Origin of the sequence: Microbispora sp. H10949 (assembly GCF_014161435.1) — a bacterium.
Lineage (GTDB): Bacteria > Actinomycetota > Actinomycetes > Streptosporangiales > Streptosporangiaceae > Microbispora > Microbispora triticiradicis.
On sequence record NZ_JABBWZ010000017.1, the window covers coordinates 44,169 to 62,539 of the forward strand.

The following is an 18,371-nucleotide window of genomic DNA, read 5'->3' on the forward strand; positions in this document are numbered from 1 at the left end:
GACCCGGGCGCCGCGTCACCTCGCCCGCCCGGCCAGGAACTCCTCCCAGGTCCGCCCGCCCGCGCCGGCGCCGTCCAGGGGCAGGTTCGCGCCGTTGCGGAACGCGCGGGCGGCCCGGCCCGGAGCCGGCATCGGCATGACGAGCCGGCGCCTGCCGACGGCCTTCAGGTAGTCGCGGGCGAGATCCTCCATCGGATACACGCGCGGCCCGGCGACGTCGGGCACCAGACCGGCCGGCGCGCCGAGGGCCAGCCCGGCGAGCCGGGCCGCCACCTCGCCCGCGTCGACCGGCTGGAACCGTACGCCGGCCCAGGTCGGCAGCACCGGCGGCAGCGCGCTCAGCCGGCTCAGCGTCGTCCAGACGAACTCGTAAAACTGGGTGGCGCGCAGGGTGGTCCACGGCAGTCCGCTGCCCTCGACGATCCGTTCGGCCTCCCGCTTGGCGGCGAAGTAGCCGAACATCGCCCGGTCGACGCCGCTGACGACGGGGACGCGATCGGCGCCGACGACCGAGACGAACACGAGGTGCGGCCCGTCCGCCCGGGACGCCGCACCCACCAGGTTGCGGGCCTTGACCTCGTCGCCCTTGGCGCTGCCCGCGCAGTGCACGATGGTGCCGGCGCCCTTCACCGCGGCGTCGAGTCCGTCGCCGGTCGACACGTCACCGGTCACGAACTCCACGCCGTCCCGGTGATCGCGGGCGCTCCTGCTGAGCACGCGCACGCGGTGGCCCGCGTCCCGCAGCAGCGGTACGACGAGCCGCCCGAGCGTGCCGGTGCCGCCGGTGACCAGGGTGAGCGAGGTCATGATGGTCAACTCCTCGGGTCCGGGGGCCCCGGTCACATCGGCCGGGCCCTCTGGGTCTACCAATGAGGGACACCGGGGCGGAGAGGAATGTGACGCGGTGGACGAACGGGAGTGGCTGACGGAGCGTTTCGAGGAGCACCGCACCCGGCTGCGGGCGGTGGCCTACCGGATGCTCGGCTCGATGAGCGAGGCCGACGACGCCGTACAGGACGCCTGGCTGCGGGTCAGCCGCGCCGGCGCCGGCGGCGTGGAGAACCTCGGCGCGTGGCTCACGACGGTGGTGGCGCGGGTGTGCCTCAACGTGCTGCGCTCCCGTGAACACCGGCGCGAGGAGCATCTGGGGGTGCGGGTGCCCGACCCGGTCATCGATCCCGAGTCGGGGGCCGACCCCGAGCACGAGGCGGTGCTCGCCGACTCGGTCGGGCTCGCGCTGCTGGTGGTGCTCGAAACGCTCGCTCCGGCCGAGCGGCTCGCGTTCGTGCTCCACGACATGTTCGCCGTGCCCTTCGAGGACATCGCGACGATGATCGACCGCTCCCCGGCCGCGGCGCGGCAACTGGCGAGCCGCGCCCGGCGGCGCGTACGGGGACAGGCGCCCGCCCCCGATCCCGACCTCGCCCGGCAGCGCGCGGTCGTCGAGGCGTTCCTGGCCGCTGCCCGCGACGGCGACTTCGACGGGCTCGTCGCCGTGCTCGCCCCCGGCGTCGTGCTGCGGTCCGACGGCGGCGTCGCGCGGGCCCGTCACAGCACCGTCGTCACGGGGGCGCGGGAGGTGGCGGCGCAGGCGGCCGTCTTCGGCTCGCTCTCGCCGTACGCGCGGCCGGCCCTGGTCAACGGGGCCGCCGGAGTCGTCGTCGTGGCGAACGGCCGGCCGCTGTCCGTCATGGCCTTCACCGTCACCGGCGGGAGGATCGCCGCCATCGACGTGTTGTCCGACCCCGAACGCCTGGCCGGGCTCGACCTCACCGTCCTCGGCGACTGAGCACCGCCACCGGCCGCCGTCGAGCGCCGCCGGCCGGGCGGCGTTCGACCCGGTGCCGGCTCAGCGGTCGGAGCCCGCCTCGCAGCGGCGCTTGAGGCTCTCCGCCTCGGTGCGGACGTACCTGCGGGTGCGCCCGCCGGTGAGCAGGCCCACCAGCGGCGCCAGCGGGCCGGACTGGGCGATCGTGAGAAGGACCGACACCCCGCCGCCCGGCCGGGGCGTGAGCACGTGGCCCGCGACCGTGACGACGCCCCCGCTCGCCGCCCGCCACGTGAAGGACGTGCCGTCGGTGAACTCCGTCACCTCCCAGACCATCGGGGGAAGCCCGGGCTGCTTGATCCGTACGCGGACGCCGGGCCCCAGCGGGCCGTCGCCGGCGTACGCGACCCGGGTCATGGTGGGGAGGAACTCCGGCCACCTGACGACGTCCGCCAGGATCCGCCAGACCCGTTCCTGAGATGCGTCGATGTCGACGCCGGTCTCGAACCGCATCGCAGTTGTCGCTCCTTCTCCGTACCGGAGCCGCGCGGGGGCCCGGGGGCGGACCACCGTGGCTCACGTCACGATGATCACACCTGGTGCCGGCGGTGCCGCACCCGGAAGGGCCGGGCGCCCGGAGGACGCCCGGCCCGCGACATCAGCCGGTCGGCCTCGTCAGACCCGCTTCCACGGGCCGTTCGGGTCGCCGGGCGCCTGGTTGCGGCTGTACCACTTCGCCTGGTAGACGACGCCCTGGTACTCCGCCCGGTCTCCGGTGAGGAAGATCCGTGACGGGGTCCACACGGGGGTGCCGTCCGCCGTGGACACGATCTGCTGCCAGGCCCCGTACGGGTTGCCGGGGATCTGGTTCCTGGAGTACCACGAGTTGAGCCAGACGGTGCCCTGGTAGGTCACCTGGTCACCGGTGTGGTAGATCGTGCTCGCGGCCCAGGCCGGCGGGTTGTCGATCACGATGGAGACGGTCTGCTCGGTGGTCAGCCCGTTCGTGCCGACCGCGTCGATCCTGAGCTGGTAGGTGCCGTTCGGATAGGCGGTGGTGTCGACGACGAGGTCGGGGTGGAGCCCGTCGTCGTGGCTGCCGGGCGCCTTGGTGTTGTCCGTCAGCGCGACGCCGTCGCGGACGAGCGCGATGGTGGTGTGGGCCACGTCGGACGCCTCGCCGCCGAGGTCGACGGTGAAGGTCGGCGTGCCGGAGACGGAGGCGCCGTCCGCCACCGAGACGTGCTTGATCTTCAGGTAGGGCGCGAGGGTCCAGAAGTGGTCCGGGACGCTTGCGTCACTCGTCGCGGGCGTGGGGCTGGCGACGAGGGTCGCGTTGCGTCCGTTGCCGGACGAGTCCGCGACGGCCGTTCCTCCGTTCTCGTCGAACGTGTAGCGCAGCACGTCGCCCGCGCCGGCCTGCCCGGCCGCGAGGGCAGCCACCTCGGACGCGGTCAGCGCGCGGCCGTAGACGTTGAAGTCGTCCACCGCGGCGGCCAGGTAGGGGTCCCCTCCGTACTGCGAGCGGCCGATCCAGTTCTGGGTGGTGGCGCCGAGGTTGGCGGGGCGCCTGGTGACGCCGGGGTTGGTGCCCACCACCTGGTCGTTGACGTAGAGGGTGCCGGTGGTGCCGGACACGGTGACCGTCACCAGCGACCAGGTGTTGAGCGGGAGCGTCGTGGTGGAGCTGATCTGCTGCTCTCCGCCGGCGCCGCTCGTCGTGATGGCGAACCGGAGCCCGGTGTTCTTGTTGAGCGTCAGGAACATGTAGGCCGACGTGCCGGTGCCGAAGTCGAACACCCGCGACCAGGTCGAGTTCTTGGCCGGGTTGACCCACGTGGAGACCGTGAAGTCGCCCGTGACGCCGCTCACCGCGCCCCGCGGCACGTTGACGTACTGGTTGGTCCCGGACAGCGCGACGGCCTTGCCGAGCTTGCCGGCCACCCGGGTGCCGCCGACGCCGGAGGACGTGACGGTGGTGTCGTTCCACTGCACGACCTGGGCGCCCGGGTCCTTGCTCATGCCGTCGACGGCGAGCACCAGGCCCGTGCCGTAGTTGACGAGCTGGTTGTGGCCCTTCCCGTCGGGGACGACCTGCCAGAGCTGGGTGTTGCCGCCGATGTCGGTCTCCACGACGGCGGACGCGCCGTTGCCGGACGAGGCGTCCTTCACCCCGAGCACCAGGCCGCCGGCCGCGTTGACCACCTTGTACAGGCCGGAGCCGGTGGAGACGAGCTTCCACCTCTGCGTGGCGCCGCCCGCGGCGGTGGCCTGGTTCACCAGGGTTCCGGCCGAGGTCCCCGCATCGTGGGTGTCGAGCGCGAGCCCGCTGTTGAGGTTGGTGATCCGGTACGTGTTCTCGAGGTCGGTCGCCGTACCGGCGCCGCTGATCACCAGGTGGTAGGCGTCGGCGGAGCTCATCGCCACCGGCACGGTGATGGACCCGTCGGTCACCTTGTAGACGGTGTCGGAGATGGTGATCGGGCCGGCGACGGGGTTGGTGCGCCCGTACGACGGGGTGTACTCGAGCGTGGCGTGGACCGTTCCGCCCAGGTCGAGCTTGTCCAGCCCGTCGACCTTGACGGCGGTGGCGCCGCTGCCGCCGCCGAAGACCACGCTGACCTGCTTCTTGTCGGCGGGCACGGCGGCGGCGCCATCGAGGCCGGTCGTGGCGTTGGGCGGGGTGGTGGTGACCATGTCCCCGCTCATGTCGGCGTACCACTTGTAGAGCCAGTAGGCGCCGTTCGGGCTTCCGCCGGTGCCGGTCAGCAGGTCGCCGAGCGCGCCGTAGCCGTTCCAGAACGCGAGCTCGGCGTCGTGGATGCCGTATCGCTCGAACTTCGCGATGTACCCCACCAGGGAGCCCGGGATACCCACCTCGGAGGGCGCCGCGTACTCCTCGATGGAGATCGGGCGCGGGCTGATGCCGAGGTCCTTCATGATGGCGTTGACCTTGGCGAGGTCACTCACGATCTTGCCGGAGTTGATCAGTTCGTGCCAGGCGAGGATGTCGGGGACCGTGTCGGTCGCGACCGCGTTCCTGAGGAACTTCTCCATGTCGTTGATGTTGTCGGAGAAGCTCGGGCCCTGGATCGGCGTGGTCGGGTCGAGCGACCGCACCTGGCGGAAGGTCTTCGTCCAGAAGTCCTCGTAGGTGCCGTTGGACGCGAGCCAGGTGTTGTCCGACTCGTTCCACAGCTCCCACGCCGCCATGTTCGTCGCGCCGGACGCCTGGACGGCCTTGACCTGCTGCTCGACGACCGTCGGCCACGTGCTCCAGCTGAACTGGTACGGCCAGCCCGCGTAGTAGTCGGACAGGCGGTTCACGACCTTCGCGCCCGCTCTGGCCGCCTTGTCGGCGACCACCAGCACGTCGCCCTTCGCCTGCTGCCTGCCGCCCACGGCCATCTGGACGAACGTGTTCGGCTTGATGGCCTTGACCAGGGCGTCGGAGGGCGTCGTGTCGTCGGCGAGGCCGTACAGGGATCCCGTCGCGACGTGGGTGACCGGGCGGAAGGGCTGGTCGGCCTGCACCACGAGCGTGGCCGCGGGGGCCGGGTCGGCCGACGCGGGCGAGGCGGGAAGGGCGGCCCCCGCGGCCGCGATGGTGAGCGCGGCCACCAGAACCGCTGCCTGGTGGGAAGTGCCCTGGCGCCGGTTCGGGCGAAGGCGCGGGGCCGATGCCCTTTCCGGGGGGGATGCCGCTCGAGACATGCGTACTACTCCTTTGCGTTCGTGAACGAGGGAGTCGTTCACACTTGCGTCACGCGTCGTCTCGGAAGGCAGGGCCGTATCAGCCGGCGATGTTATCGTTAACATCGGCACGCGTGACGCGGCACGTCCTCCAAGAGGGCGCGTGGCTCCGGGGACCGTTCGGCCCGCGGGAAGCAGGGGATCGTCGAGGATGGCTTGCGAGGTGGCCGGGCGGAGGGGACTCCTCAGTCCTTGACGGCGCCGGCGGTGACTCCCGCGGCGACGTAGCGCTGCGCGAGGACGAGGAGCACGGTGGCGGGGATCGAGGCGATCACGGCGGTGGCCATGATGGCGTTCCACTGCTGGTTGTTGTTGCCGATGTAGTGGTAGATGCCGAGCGTGATGGGCTGGTGGTCGCCGCCCTGGTCGAGGGTGCTGGCGAAGACGAAGTCCGACCACGCCCACAGGAACGCGAACAGCGAGACCGTGATGACCGCGTTGCGGCTGACCGGCAGCACGATCGACCAGAACGTCCGCAGCGCCCCCGCGCCGTCCACCCGGGCGGCCTGCAACAGCTCCTCCGGGATCCCGGACATGAACGTCGTGAAGATCAGCACCGCGAACGGCACCGCCAGGGTGGAGTCGGCCAGGATCAGCCCCGGCACGGTGTTCAGGACCCCGGTGCTCAGGTAGATCGCGTAGAACCCCATCGCCATGATCACTCCGGGGATCATCTGCGCGACCAGCAGCAGGAAGCTCAGCACGCCGCCGCCGCGCGGGCGCAGCCTGGCCAGCGAGAAGGCGGCCGGGGCGGAGATCACCAGGGTGAGCGCCACCGTGCCGAGCCCAACCACGAGGCTGGTGGCGAGGTAGGGCCCCTGCTGCTCCAGCACGGCCCGGTAGCCCTCCAGCGTCCCGTTCACGGGGAACCAGTCCGGCGGCGACTTGCGCATGTCCTGGTCGCGGGTGAACGACACGTTGATCATCCAGTAGACCGGGAACAGCATGAGCGCGGTGAACACCACCCCCAGGCCGGTGTGCCACCAGGTGCGCCGGTTCGCCGTCATGCCAGTGCCTGCCTTCGCTGTACGCGGATGTAGACGAGGCCGGAGACCAGCGCGATCACGATCAGCAGGTTGCCGACCGCCGCGCCGGGGCCGAAGGAGGGCAGCAGGTTGCCGAAGCCCAGCCGGTATGACCAGGTGGCCAGCGTCGTGGACGCGTCGCTCGGCCCGCCCTTTGTCATGATCCAGATGATGTCGAACACCTTCAGCGTGTAGACCAGCCCGAGCAGCAGCGTGATCGCCGAGACCGGACGCAGCAGCGGGAAGGTCACCCGCCAGAACCGCTGCCAGCCGCTCGCGCCGTCCAGGGCCGCCGCCTCGTGGATGTGGGACGGGATCGCCTGCAGGCCGCTGTACAGCACCACGAGGTTGAACGGGATGCCGATCCAGATGTTGGCGATGGTCACCGACCACAGCGACCAGTCGGGTGAGGTCAGCCAGTTGACCGGTCCGAGCCCGAACGCGTGCAGGACGGCGTTGACCACACCGGAGTCGCTGTTGAGCATCCACGACCAGGTCGAGGACGACACGATCAGCGGCAGCAGCCACGGCACCAGGAACAGCGCGCGCAACGTGGCCGACAGCCGGAAGTGCCGGGTGAAGAACACCGCCAGGGCGAGCCCGATGGTGAACTGGAAGGCCAGCGACACCAGGGTGAACACCACCGTGTGCCACAAGGCCGGTCCGAAGGTGGCGTCGCCCACGGCCTTCGCGTAGTTCGCGAGCCCGGTGAACGGCGCGTCCCCCTGCACGAACGACCGTACGGTGTAGTTGCGCAGGCTCAGGTCGACGTTCCGGTACAGCGGGTAGGCGTAGAACGCGAGCAGATAGATCACCACCGGCGCGAGGAACGCCCACGCCGTCCACTGCCCTGCGCTCTTTCCTGGCGCGCTCTTGCCCGGCTCGCTCTTGCCCGGTCGCCGTACGATCCGGCGGAGGGCGCCCCCGGCCGCCCCGGCCGGTGCCGGTTCCCGCCCGTCGTCCGCCGTGGGCGCGGCCGGCGTCTCTGTCGCGTGTCTCATGCTTTCCTTCGTCTGACGTCCGCGGGACGGCGACGTGCGCGCGGGTGGATGCTCCTGGGGCCCGCGCGCACCGTGCCTGCTCGATGCGCGCCTGCTGCGTGCGTGCCTGCTGAGTGCGTGCCTACTGGGTGGCGCTCGCCGCCGTGCCCTGGGCGGCCGTCAGCGCCTCCTGCGGCGGCTGTGATCCGCTCAGCGCGGCCTGCATCGCCTTCCACATGGGCTCGGAGATCTTGGGGTACTTCGTGCCGAGGTTGTCGCTGGTGCGGCCCTTGGCGGCCTTGACCGCCTCCACCCACACCTTGAGCTCCGGGTTCTGCTCGACCTGCTTGGCCTGCACCGCCTCCGTCGGGGCGATGTACGACAGCGTGGTCGTGGTGTTGAGGGAGTTGTCCGTGCTGGCCAAACAGGTCACGAGCTTCTGCGTCGTCGCGTAACGGGCCGCGTCCTTCTGCGCGGGGATCGTGACGAACTCGCCGCCGGTCGGCGCGGGGGCGGTGCCGCCGTCCTTGGCGGGGATCGGGATGATGCCGTAGTCGAAGCCGGCCTTCTTGGCGTTGGCGAGCTGCCAGGTGCCGTTCTCGCCGAAGGCGAAGTCGCCGGTCGCGAACTCCTGCCAGCTCGTGGTCTGCGTGTTGTTGATGACGGAGTTGGGGGCGTACCCCTTCTTCACCCAGTCGGCCCACAGCGACAGCGCCGCCACGCCCTGCGGGGAGTCGAGCTTGGTGAGATTCGCGCCGGAGCCCCAGAACCACGGCAGGAACTGGAAGCTGCCCTCCTCGGTGCCGATCGCCGAGAACGTGATGCCCTTCTTGCCGGCCGCCTTCACCTTCTCCAGCGCCGCCGTCAGCGACGCCCAGTCCTTGATGCCGTCGGCCTCCACCCCGGCCTTCTTCAGCACCTCCTTGTTGTAGTACAGCGCGAGGGTGTTCGCCCCGATCGGGATGCCGTACGTCTTGCCGCCGAGCTGGCCCGCCGCCAGCAGGTTCGGCGACACGGCCGAGGTGTCGATCTTCGTCTCGTCCGTCGAGGTCAGCACCCCCGCCTCGGCCAGCGTCGAGACGACCGGGTTGTCCACGATCAGCACGTCGGGCGAGTTGCCCTGCTGCGCCGCGAGCAGCGCCTTGTTGGTCAGGTCGGTGGTGTCGTAGCCGGTCCGCTTGACGGTCACGCCGGCCTGGGTGCCGCACTGGGTGAGCAGCTTCACCCAGTCGGAGGAGTCGTCGAACTGCGGGTACGGGTCCCAGATCGTGTAGGTCCCGCCCCCGGCGGCCGCCTGGCTCGCGCCCGCCGAGGCGGTGTCTCCGTCACCGCCGCCGGACGACCCGGAGCACGCGGTCAGTCCGCCCGCGAGGGCGAGAGCCGCCAGGCCCAGGCCGGTGGCGCGCCGGCCCCTGTCGAGGCTTTCCATATCGTTCTTCCTTTCGACGGCCGGCGTCCGGCCGATGTCATCTCTTCCACCGGCGCGGATCCGCTTTCTGCGCTTGGGGGGTAGAGCAGGAGGTGAAGCGGGGCCACCCGCCCCGAGTCCGGCGAGGCGCGCCACGGGCGGTTCCCATCGGCTTTCGCGGGCCGCGTGCCAGGCGCGGCCCGCGCGGTCATCCCGTGGCGGCGATCGGAATCCAGACCCGCATCGGGCCCTCGCTCCGGTTGCCCCACAGGAAGTACGGCACCGCCGTGAGCGTGAAGGGGGTGCCGCGGCGCCCCCGTCCGCTCGTGGCGGTGTAGAGCGCGTCGCCGGTGTCGGCGAGCGTGCCGCCGGCGGTGAGGACGACCGGGAACTCCGGCAGGTCCTCCCGGCGGTCCGCGACGGCCGGTGCCGCGGGGTCCAGCCGCACGTCCTCCATGACCGCGCCGGGCGGCAGGTCGGCCTGCTCCAGGCAGTACACGAGCGGCCCGCGGGCCAGCGCCACGCAGCCGCGTACGGCGTCCACCCGTGGATGCGCGCTCACCTGCCGGACCGGCATCTCCAGATCGAGGACGACGGTCGTGCCCGGCGCCCAGGCCCGGGTGAGCCGTACGTAGCCGTCCCGGACGGGGGCTATCACCGGGCCGCCGTCGATGCGTACGGTGTGCGCTTCGCACCATTCCGGCACGCGCAGCGCGAGGGTCCAGGGGACGGCCGCGGCGCCGTCCAGGGTCAGCTCGATCCGGCCCCGCCAGGGATACTCGGTGCGCATGTCCACCCGTACGGCGGAGCCCGCGACCTCGGTGTCCACGCTGCCCGAGGCGTACAGGTGGATCTGCAGGCCGTCCTCGTGGGCGGTGGCCAGGTAGCCGTGCAGGGAGGCCATCAGCCGGGCGATGTTGGGCGGGCAGCAGGCGCAGGTGTACCAGGGCAGCCGCCGTGCCGCCGACTCCTCTCCGGCGCCCGTGTGCCCCGTGCGCAGCTGCAGGGGGTTGGAGTAGAAGAAGTGCCTGCCGTCGTGGGACACGGCGACGGCGACCGCGTTGTACAGCGCCCGTTCCATCTCGTCGGCGTACCGCGCGCGGCCGGTCGCCAGCAGCAGCCGCCAGTTCCACTGGAAGCTCGCGATGGCCGCGCAGGTCTCGGCGTACGCCCGGTCCGGCGGCAGTTCGTACGGATCGCCGTACGCCTCGTCGCGGTGGCGCGACCCGTGCGCCCCGGTCACGTAGGTGCGCCGGCGCACGGCGTCCTCCCACAGTCGCTCGGCGGCGTCGAGCAGTGTGCGGTCGCCGGTCTCCACGCCGACGTCGACCATCCCGGCCAGGAGGTAGAGCTGGCGTACGGAGTGCCCGGCGACCTCCGTGGCCTCGCGTACGGGCACGTGGTCCTGGTAGTAGACGGGGCCGAACCGGCCGGGCCCGAGCAGCCCCCGTCCGCGCAGGTCGAGGAACCGGCGGGCCAGGTCCAGGTAGGGCCGGTGCCCGGTCAGCCGGTACAGCTCGGCCAGGGCGGTCTCGATCTCCGGGTGCCCGCAGACCTCGTCGGCGCCACCCGGCCCGAAGCGCTCCACCAGCAGGTCGGCGAAACGGCGGGCGACGCCCACCAGGCCGGGGCTCACGCCGGTCCTGGCGGCGGCCACGGCGGCCTGGATGAGATGGCCGGCGCAGTACAGCTCGTGGCTCCACTCCGGCTTGCGCCACCGGTCCTCGGGCGCGGCGACGGTGAAGTAGGAGTTGAGGTAGCCGTCCGGCTGCTGGGCGCGGGCGAGCAACGCGGCCGTGTCGTCCACGAACGACCGCAGCCCGGCGTCGCCGGGTGAGCGCCCGAGCTCCCAGGCGGCGGCCTCCAGGGTCTTGTGGACGTCGGAGTCGGCGAACCACATGCCCGCGAACGCCTCGTCCGCCTCCCCCGCGGCGGCGCGAAGGTTGCCGATGTTCCCGGCGCCGTGCAGGTTGTCCACGCAGTGCGGGAGCGTGACCGCGGCGTTGCGCCGCTGCCACCGCCCCAGCAGGCCGTCCGGATCGAGACGGACCTGGTCCGGACCCAGCGGCCACAGCGCGGCGACCGCCCCGGGCCCCGGAGCGACCGGCCCCGTGGCGCCGTCGGGTGCTGAGGGGGCCGGCGCCTGGATCGGGCGGACGCCGGGAGCGGCGGGTGTGTCTGACAGCTTCTGCTGAGTCATGCCTCAATCTTTCGTGCGACAGGGACGTCCGTCACGCCGCCGAGGACCTGTCCCGGTTACGGCGAGGAACATGCAGCAGGAAAAAATTAGGAAAGAAGGAAAACGATTGCCGTCACGGTATCCAACCTGGATCAGGACCGTCAATAGCCTGTTTCCGCGCTGTTACAGCGAGCTTGCGGCCGATTGCGGGGCCTATAAAGTGAGGCCTAGGCAACCGGCAAGGAAAGTGGGGGAAACGTGGGGAAGTCGGAGCGTCATGCCACGATCGCCGACGTCGCGGCGCTCGCCGGGGTGTCGGTGGGCACGGTCTCCAAGGCCCTCAACGGTCGCGGGTCGTTGCGCGAGGAGACCCGGATGCGGGTGCGCGAGGCGGCCAGGCAGTTGGCGTTCGAGGCCAACGCGGGTGCGCGGAGCCTGCACTCGGGACGCACCTACACGGTCGGCATGATCACCACCGACACGATCGGGCGGTTCAGCATCCCCGTGCTGATGGGCGCGGAGGACGCGTTGGGCGCCGGGGAGATGTCGGTCTTCCTCTGCGACGGGCGCGACGACCCCATCCGCGAGCAGTACTACGTCAAGACCCTCCTCAGCCGCCGGGTCGACGGCATGATCGTGACCGGCCGGCGCACCGAGGCGCGGGCGCCCATCGGCGCCAACCTGCCGGTGCCCGTGGTCTACGCCTTCATCAGCTCCTCCGACCCCCAGGACTGCTCGGTGGTCCCGGACGAGGCGGGCGGCGCGCGCAAGGCGATCGAGCATCTCCTGGCCGTCGGGCGCACCCGGATCGCCCACATCACCGGACCCGAGCACCACGACTCCGCCCGGGTGCGCGCGGCCGCGGCGACGGAGCGGCTCACCGAGGCCGGGCTGTCCCTGGTCGCTCCACCGCTGTTCGGCGGGTGGAGCGAGGTGTGGGGACGTCAGGCCGTCGGCATCCTCCTGGCCGGCCGGACCGAGTTCGACGCCGTCTTCTGCGGCAACGACCAGATCGCCCGGGGCGTCTGCGACGCGCTGCGGGCCGCCGGGCGCCGGGTTCCCCAGGACGTCGCCCTCATCGGCTTCGACAACTGGGATGTCATGACCGAGGCCAGCCAGCCGCCGCTGACCAGCATCGACCTGAACCTCGAAGGGCTCGGCCGTTCGGCGGCCGAGATGCTGCTGGCGGCCATCAACGGCTCCCCCTCCCCGGGCCGCCACGCCCACCCGTGCCGGCTCGTGGTGCGGGAGTCCACCTCGGTGCCGCTCTCGTGACCGGCCCGGCCGCCCGGCCGTAACGGCCCGGCCGCGCCGCCGCACCCGTTCCAGTGTCTTGTTTGCGGTGACTTGCCTAGATCGTCCCTTCCAACCTAGTATTCCGGCAGAGTTACTAGGAAATGCCTGCCGCCCCTAAGGCGCGCAGTGCGGGAAGGGGCGCACCATGCCCACGACCACGCCCGCGACCCTGCCGTCCACGGCCCAGTCCGTGGACACCCTCTGGTTCACCCGCTGTCCGGTCCCGACGGCGAGCGGACTCGCCCACGCGCTCGGCTGGCTGGCCGGCCGCTACGCGGACCTGGGCGTCGACATCGGGGTCCTGCAGGACGCGCCCCTGGAGATCGCCAGGCACCACTACGACCACGACCTCGTCGGCCTGATCCGCGAAGGGGGGAACGTCCCCGCCATCGCGGCCCGCGCCGAGGGCGCCAGGACCCGCCTGATCGGGCTGACCTGGATCGACGAGGGACAGTCGATCGTGGTCCGCGGGGACTCCGCGATCGACTCGCCGGCCGCCCTGCGCGGCGCCCGGGTCGCGGTCCCCGGCTGGGCCGCGACCAGGGACACCAGCATGGCCCGCGCCATGGCCCTGCACGGGTTCAAGGGCGCGCTCGGCCTCGCGGGCCTGTCGCTCGACGACGTCGAGTTCGTCGAGCTGCCGCTCGACCCGGTGGTGCCTCCCGGGCGCGTCCGCGCCGAGCGGGCCGCGCCGCGCTTCCCCGAGCTGGACGCGCTCGCCGCCGGCCGCGTCGACGCGGTGTACGCCAAGGGCGCCGCGGCGCTGGAGGAGGCCCGCCTCCGCGGCGCCGTGGTCGGCATCGACCTGGACGCGCTGCCGGCGCGGCGCTCCAGGGTGAACAACGGCACCCCGCGGCCGATCACCGTGCACGAGGATCTGCTGCGGTCGCGGCCCGAGCTCGTGGTCGAGTTCCTGGTCCAGTCGCTGCGCGCGGCCGACTGGGCGGCGGGCGACCTGGAGGGCGTTCGCCAGGTGCTGGCCGCCGAGACCGGCTCCGGCGCCGACGGGGTGCTCCTCGCCTACCGCGACGGGTTCCACCGCACCCTGCACCCCACGCTGGACGACGAGCGCGTCGACCTGCTGCGGACACAGAAGGCGTTCCTCCAGCGCCACGGCTTCCTGAGCGCCGACTTCGACCTCGACTCCTGGATCGACCCCGACCCGCTGCGGCTCGCGTACGAGCGCGTCTCCCGGCGGGACTGACCCGAAAGGCCATGCAGTGATCAGCACACCCACGCCCGGCGGCCCCGGCTCCGCGGCCCGCCCCGCCGGACGTGCATCCGTCCGCCGCCTCCTGTTCCCGGTGGCGGTCGCCGCCCTCGGCGCGCTGCTGGCCGCCTGCGGCGGTCCCGCGGCGTCGTCCGAGACCGGGCAGGGCTCCGGACAGGGAGTCGACACCGTCCGCGTCGGCGTCATCGCCGGATCGCCCCCCGGCGTGTACTCCGCGATCGAGAACGGGTTCTTCGCCAAGGAGCGCATCAAGGTCGAGCTCGTGACCCTCAGCGGCGGTCCCGCTCTGGTGGCGGCCACCGAGGGCGGGTCCATCGACATCGCCTGGGCCGACATCTTCGCCTGGACCTCCGCCATCCAGCAGGGGTTCAAGCTGACGATCATTAATCCGGCCAACGCACTGAAGCCCGGTCAGCCGGTCAACGTCATCGTGGCCAAGCCGGGCAGCGGCATCACCTCCGCGAAGGACCTGGCCGGCCGGAAGCTCGGCGTCCCGGCGCAGGCGCTGACCACCGTACAGATCAAGAAGTGGCTGGAGGACCAGGGGCTCGACCCGAACGGGCCGAAGTACACGACGGTGCAGGACCGCACCACCTCCGGCGGGCTGGTCGCCCAGGGCACGCTCGACGCGGCGGCCACCAGCGGGGCGTACGTCACCGCCTGGCAGGCGCAGTACGGCCTGACGGTGGCCGGCGCGTTCGACTCCGGCGTCCCGGACGGCGCGGCGACCTCCGGCTACGGCGCCAAGCGCGCGTACGCCGAGGCCCACCCCGACCTGATCAAGCGTTTCGTGCGGGCCGTCCGGCAGGGGGTGACCGCGTTCCAGTCGGTCGCCCCGCTGGAGCAGAACACCCTGCTGGTGAAGTACGGCGGCGCCGACGTCGGCAAGCTGGAGTCCAAGTATCCGGGCGCCCTGCAGAAGGCCTCGGCGGCGACCAGCGGCGAGTTGCGCGGCCCGTTTGACGTGGCGGCGGAGAACAAGTGGATCGAGATCGGCGCGCGGTACGGCGCGCTGAAGCAGGCGATCGACCTCACGCCCTACCTGTGGCCCACCGCCACGGCCGCCAATCCCTGACCTCACGACGAACGCTGGGAGCTCTTCGGATGGCGATTTCGACGACATCGGTGACATCGGCGGCATCGGCGGCATCGGTCGCGTCCCCGGCCGGCGGCGCCGGACGTCCCGCGCCCCTGCTGGAGGCCGAGGACGTCCGGATGACCTACCGCAGCCGGCGGCGCGAGGTCACCGCACTGCGCGACCTGTCCCTGCGCGTCGGCACGGGGGAGTTCGTCGCCGTGGTCGGCCGTTCCGGCTGCGGCAAGTCCACGCTGCTGCGGCTCCTCAGCGGACTGCTCCCCGCCTCGGCGGGGGAGATCCGGGTGGCGGGGCAGCCGATCGACGGGCCGCCGCGGCAGGCCCGCTGCGTCTTCCAGGACTACGCGCAGTCCCTGCTGCCGTGGAAGACCGTGGCGGGCAACGTCCGGTTCGGCCTGCGGCACGCGTACGCGGCCCCGGCGGGGGACCACGACGCGCTGGTGGCGCACTACCTCGACCTGGTCGGCCTCGGTCACGCGGCCGACCGCTACCCCTGGGAGCTGTCCGGCGGGATGCAGCAGCGGGCGGCCATCGCCCGGGCACTGGCCGCCGGGCCCCGGCTGCTGCTGATGGACGAGGCGTTCAGCGGCGTGGACGCGCTGAGCCGGGCCACGCTGCAGGACGTGATCCTGCGTGCCTGGGCCGAGGCCGGGGTGACCGTGCTGTTCGTCACCCACGACATCGACGAGGCCGTCTACCTCGCCGACCGGGTCGTGGTGCTGCACCCGGAGGGCCACGGCGTGCTCGCGGACGTGCGCACGGACCTGCCCCGCCCGCGCGAGCAGGTGACCACCCGGGAGCTGCCGGACTTCCTCCGGCACCGGCGCGACCTGCTGAACCTGGTGCTGGACTGAAAGGACGCGGCCGATGGCCACAGACTCCACCGTGACGACGCCCCGGCGGGCGGGCCGCCTGCCGCGCGCGCTGCGCAGCAGGTTCTTCGGCTGGCTCGTCTTCGCCGGCGTCCTGCTCGCCTGGCAGCGCTACGCCTCCACCCATCCGTCGCCCAGGTACGCCACCGTGACCGACGTCGCCGCCAAATGGTGGAGCGAGATCCTCGGCGGGCCGCTGCCGGCCGCGATCCTGCAGACGCTGCGCACGATGCTGATCGGGTACGCCGTCGCCGCCGTCCTGGCGGTGGCCGTCGGCGTGCTCATGGCCCGCGTGCGGTTCGTCTACGTGCTGGTCGAACCCCCGCTCGAACTGCTGCGGCCGATGCCGATCTCGGCGGTGATCCCGCTGCTCATCCTCTATCTCGGCATCGACGACGCGATGAAGATCAGCGTGGTCGCACTGGCCGCGTTCTTCCACATCCTGCTGAACGCGTACTCGGGGGCGGGCTCCACCCCGCGCACGATGATGGACACCGCCCGCACCTTCGGGCTGACCTGGCGGCAGACCATGGCCGAGGTCGTGATCCCGGCCGCCGCGCCGGCCATCTTCGTCGGCCTCCGTTCGGCTCTCGCCGCGTCGCTGGTCATCTCGGTGGTGGTCGGGATGATCGCCGGAAACGACGGGCTCGGCCACCTTCTGATGATCCAGCAGCAGAGCTTCCTGGTGACCGACCTGATCGTCGGCGCGGTGACGATCGCGATGCTCGGCTACCTCCTCAACTTCGCGTTCCTGTTCGTCGAGAGACGGATCCTGCACTGGCACTTCGGCGCCACCCGCGCCCAGGACTGAGATCCACGAGAAAGAAAGAAGACCAATGACGTCGACACTGACGAGCCCCGTCCGGGAGGACGGCTGGCTCACCGCCGGAGAGGTCGTGCTGACCGGCGCCGACGCGGCCGTGCGCGCCGACCTCATCAAGGCCGTGCACCTGCTGCACCAGCTGGGCGCGCTGCGGAACCCCTACTCGGCCAACGCCAGCGTCCGGCTCCCGGGCTCCCCGGGGCATGTGCTGATCAACGCCAAGGGGCTGCCCGCCGACATCTCCGAGCGGGATTTCGGCGTGGTGACGCTGGACGGCGACCTGGTCGCCGGGAGGCTCGGCCCCGGCGTGCGGCAGGTCCTCCAGATGCACACCCTGGCCTACGCCCGCCCCGGCGTGCACGCGGTCATCCACACGCACTCCCTCCACGCCACCGCGTTCGCCCTGGCGCACCGGCCCATCCCGCCGAACTACGAGCCGCTGGTCAACCGCGGGCAGACGGTGGAGATCCCCTGCGCGCCGTACCGCGCGCGCAACAACGGAGATCTCGGCGCCTCGATCACCGCGCTCCTGGAACAACACCCGGACACCAGGGCCGTGCTGCTGGCCAACCACGGGCTGCTCGCCTTCGACGACGGCCCGCTGAGCACGGCGCGGCTGGTCGCCACGATCGAGGAGGCGGCGGCCCTGGAGATCCTCGCCGCACCCCTGGGCGGCTCGAAGCCGATCGTCCGATGAGCCGGAGCAGGACAGCAGGAGCGAACTCATGACCGACCCCGGCTCCCTCCCGCCGCTCCCCGAGCGCCGCCTGGAGATCCTCTGGTACCTGATCGCGGGCGACGGCCGCTATCCCTGGGACCCGGCCTGGAGGCGCAGAGTCGACTTCGAGTACGTCCAGGCGTGGGCGAAGTCGATCGACGTCAACGGCTTCTACGGGGCGCTGCTGGCCACCCAGCCGACGAGCGGCATGGACCCCTGGATCACGGCGGCCTCGCTGGTCCCGACCACCCGGCGGATGAAGTTCGTCATCGCCGTACACCCCTCGGTCTACACGCCGACGTCGCTGGTCAAGCTCGCGACGACACTCGACCAGAACTCCGGCGGCCGGGTCGTCCTCAACGTCGTCAGCGGCCACACCGGGCTGGAGGCCGCCGGCGTGCACCTCAAGCACGAGGAGCGGTACGAGCACACCGACGAGTTCCTCACCGTCTACCGGGCGCTCATGCGCGGGGAACGGGTCGACTTCGACGGTAAGCACCTCAAGATCCGCGGAGCCGAGGCGGCGTTCCTGTCCCTCCAGCAGCCGTACCCGCCGCTGTGGTTCGGCGGCGCCTCGCCGATCGCCCGCGACGTCGCCGCCAAGCACATCGACAACTACCTGACCTGGGGCGAGCCGCCCGCCGAGACCGCCGAACTGATCGCGGACGTCCGCGCCCGCGCGGCGCGGCACGGCCGGAGCCTCCGCTTCGGCATCCGCCTCAACCTCATCGTCCGGGACACCGACGAGGAGGCGTGGGCCGCCGCGCAGGACATGCTCGACCACCTGGACGACGACGTCGTCGCGCGGGTGCAGGCGGAGTCCGGGCGGCAGGAGTCGGTCGGGCAGGCGCGGCAACTGTCGTTCCACAAGGGCGTCAAACCCCGCTTCGCGAGGGACCTGGAGGTCTACCCGAACGTCTGGTCCGGCTTCGGCCTGATCCGGGGAGGTCCCGGGCTGGCGCTGGTCGGCAGCCCCGAGTCGGTCGCCGCCCGGATCCGCGAGTACCACGCCCTGGGGATCGACTCGTTCATCGTCTCGGGCAACCCGCTGCTGGAGGAGACCTACCGGTTCGGCACCCAGGTGATGCCGTTGCTGCCGGTGACGCACGACGACCCCGGAGCGCTGCGGCCCGCGGGGTACACGAGGCCCAAGCCTGCCGGGCCGTCGCCGTCAGGTGCGTCACAGCCGGGTTCGCCGCTGGTCGCCGCCGGCTGAACCCCG

15 protein-coding genes are annotated in these 18,371 nt (G+C 71.9%); 8 read left to right on the forward strand and 7 right to left on the reverse strand.

Annotated elements, in window-relative coordinates; translation table 11 throughout:
* Positions 1 to 15: 15 nt before the first annotated feature.
* Complete coding sequence (locus HHX40_RS32945) at positions 16 to 807, reverse strand: SDR family oxidoreductase (RefSeq protein WP_182883707.1); 792 nt, start codon at positions 805 to 807, stop codon at positions 16 to 18.
* A 97-nt stretch (positions 808 to 904) separates the two neighbouring features.
* Here HHX40_RS32945 and sigJ point away from each other — a divergent pair, with 97 nt between their 5' ends.
* Complete coding sequence (gene sigJ / locus HHX40_RS32950) at positions 905 to 1,789, forward strand: RNA polymerase sigma factor SigJ (RefSeq protein ID WP_310738384.1); 885 nt, start codon at positions 905 to 907, stop codon at positions 1,787 to 1,789.
* Between the two features lie 60 nt (positions 1,790 to 1,849).
* Here the strand turns inward: sigJ and HHX40_RS32955 are convergent, their stop codons facing one another.
* From HHX40_RS32955 to HHX40_RS32980, 6 genes are all read right to left on the reverse strand, one after another.
* Positions 1,850 to 2,281 (reverse strand): SRPBCC family protein, encoded by a 432-nt coding sequence (locus HHX40_RS32955; RefSeq protein WP_182883708.1) that lies wholly within the window; start codon positions 2,279 to 2,281, stop codon positions 1,850 to 1,852.
* Between the two features lie 162 nt (positions 2,282 to 2,443).
* Positions 2,444 to 5,389 (reverse strand): LamG-like jellyroll fold domain-containing protein, encoded by a 2,946-nt coding sequence (locus HHX40_RS38020; protein ID WP_220499877.1) that lies wholly within the window; start codon positions 5,387 to 5,389, stop codon positions 2,444 to 2,446.
* A gap of 317 nt (positions 5,390 to 5,706) precedes the next feature.
* Positions 5,707 to 6,528: a carbohydrate ABC transporter permease gene (locus HHX40_RS32965; RefSeq protein ID WP_111699207.1), complete on the reverse strand. Its 822-nt coding sequence runs from the start codon at positions 6,526 to 6,528 to the stop codon at positions 5,707 to 5,709.
* Positions 6,525 to 7,547, reverse strand: a complete 1,023-nt coding sequence (locus HHX40_RS32970; protein WP_182883710.1) for a carbohydrate ABC transporter permease — start codon at positions 7,545 to 7,547, stop codon at positions 6,525 to 6,527. Before HHX40_RS32970 ends, HHX40_RS32965 begins: the two co-directional genes overlap by 4 nt.
* Positions 7,548 to 7,668: 121 nt before the next feature.
* A complete protein-coding gene (locus HHX40_RS32975) occupies positions 7,669 to 8,955 on the reverse strand; it encodes a sugar ABC transporter substrate-binding protein (protein ID WP_182883711.1) in 1,287 nt (428 codons plus the stop codon).
* 187 nt (positions 8,956 to 9,142) lie between these two features.
* Positions 9,143 to 11,134: a glycoside hydrolase family 127 protein gene (locus HHX40_RS32980; protein ID WP_182883712.1), complete on the reverse strand. Its 1,992-nt coding sequence runs from the start codon at positions 11,132 to 11,134 to the stop codon at positions 9,143 to 9,145.
* 237 nt (positions 11,135 to 11,371) lie between these two features.
* Between HHX40_RS32980 and HHX40_RS32985 the strand changes: the two genes are divergently transcribed.
* The 7 genes from HHX40_RS32985 (at position 11,372) to HHX40_RS33015 (ending at position 18,365) form a co-directional block, all read left to right on the forward strand.
* Positions 11,372 to 12,388, forward strand: a complete 1,017-nt coding sequence (locus HHX40_RS32985) for a LacI family DNA-binding transcriptional regulator (RefSeq protein WP_182883713.1) — start codon at positions 11,372 to 11,374, stop codon at positions 12,386 to 12,388.
* Between the two features lie 166 nt (positions 12,389 to 12,554).
* Positions 12,555 to 13,613, forward strand: a complete 1,059-nt coding sequence (locus tag HHX40_RS32990) for an ABC transporter substrate-binding protein (protein ID WP_182883714.1) — start codon at positions 12,555 to 12,557, stop codon at positions 13,611 to 13,613.
* Between the two features lie 16 nt (positions 13,614 to 13,629).
* On the forward strand, positions 13,630 to 14,715 hold the full coding sequence (locus HHX40_RS32995; protein ID WP_182883715.1) for an ABC transporter substrate-binding protein: 1,086 nt from the start codon (positions 13,630 to 13,632) through the stop codon (positions 14,713 to 14,715).
* 50 nt (positions 14,716 to 14,765) lie between these two features.
* Positions 14,766 to 15,590 (forward strand): ABC transporter ATP-binding protein, encoded by an 825-nt coding sequence (locus tag HHX40_RS33000; RefSeq protein WP_310738385.1) that lies wholly within the window; start codon positions 14,766 to 14,768, stop codon positions 15,588 to 15,590.
* 13 nt (positions 15,591 to 15,603) lie between these two features.
* Positions 15,604 to 16,419 (forward strand): ABC transporter permease, encoded by an 816-nt coding sequence (locus tag HHX40_RS33005; protein WP_182883716.1) that lies wholly within the window; start codon positions 15,604 to 15,606, stop codon positions 16,417 to 16,419.
* A 25-nt stretch (positions 16,420 to 16,444) separates the two neighbouring features.
* Positions 16,445 to 17,128: a class II aldolase/adducin family protein gene (locus tag HHX40_RS33010; RefSeq protein ID WP_182883717.1), complete on the forward strand. Its 684-nt coding sequence runs from the start codon at positions 16,445 to 16,447 to the stop codon at positions 17,126 to 17,128.
* A 28-nt stretch (positions 17,129 to 17,156) separates the two neighbouring features.
* On the forward strand, positions 17,157 to 18,365 hold the full coding sequence (locus tag HHX40_RS33015; RefSeq protein ID WP_182883718.1) for an LLM class flavin-dependent oxidoreductase: 1,209 nt from the start codon (positions 17,157 to 17,159) through the stop codon (positions 18,363 to 18,365).
* Positions 18,366 to 18,371 lie beyond the last annotated feature (6 nt).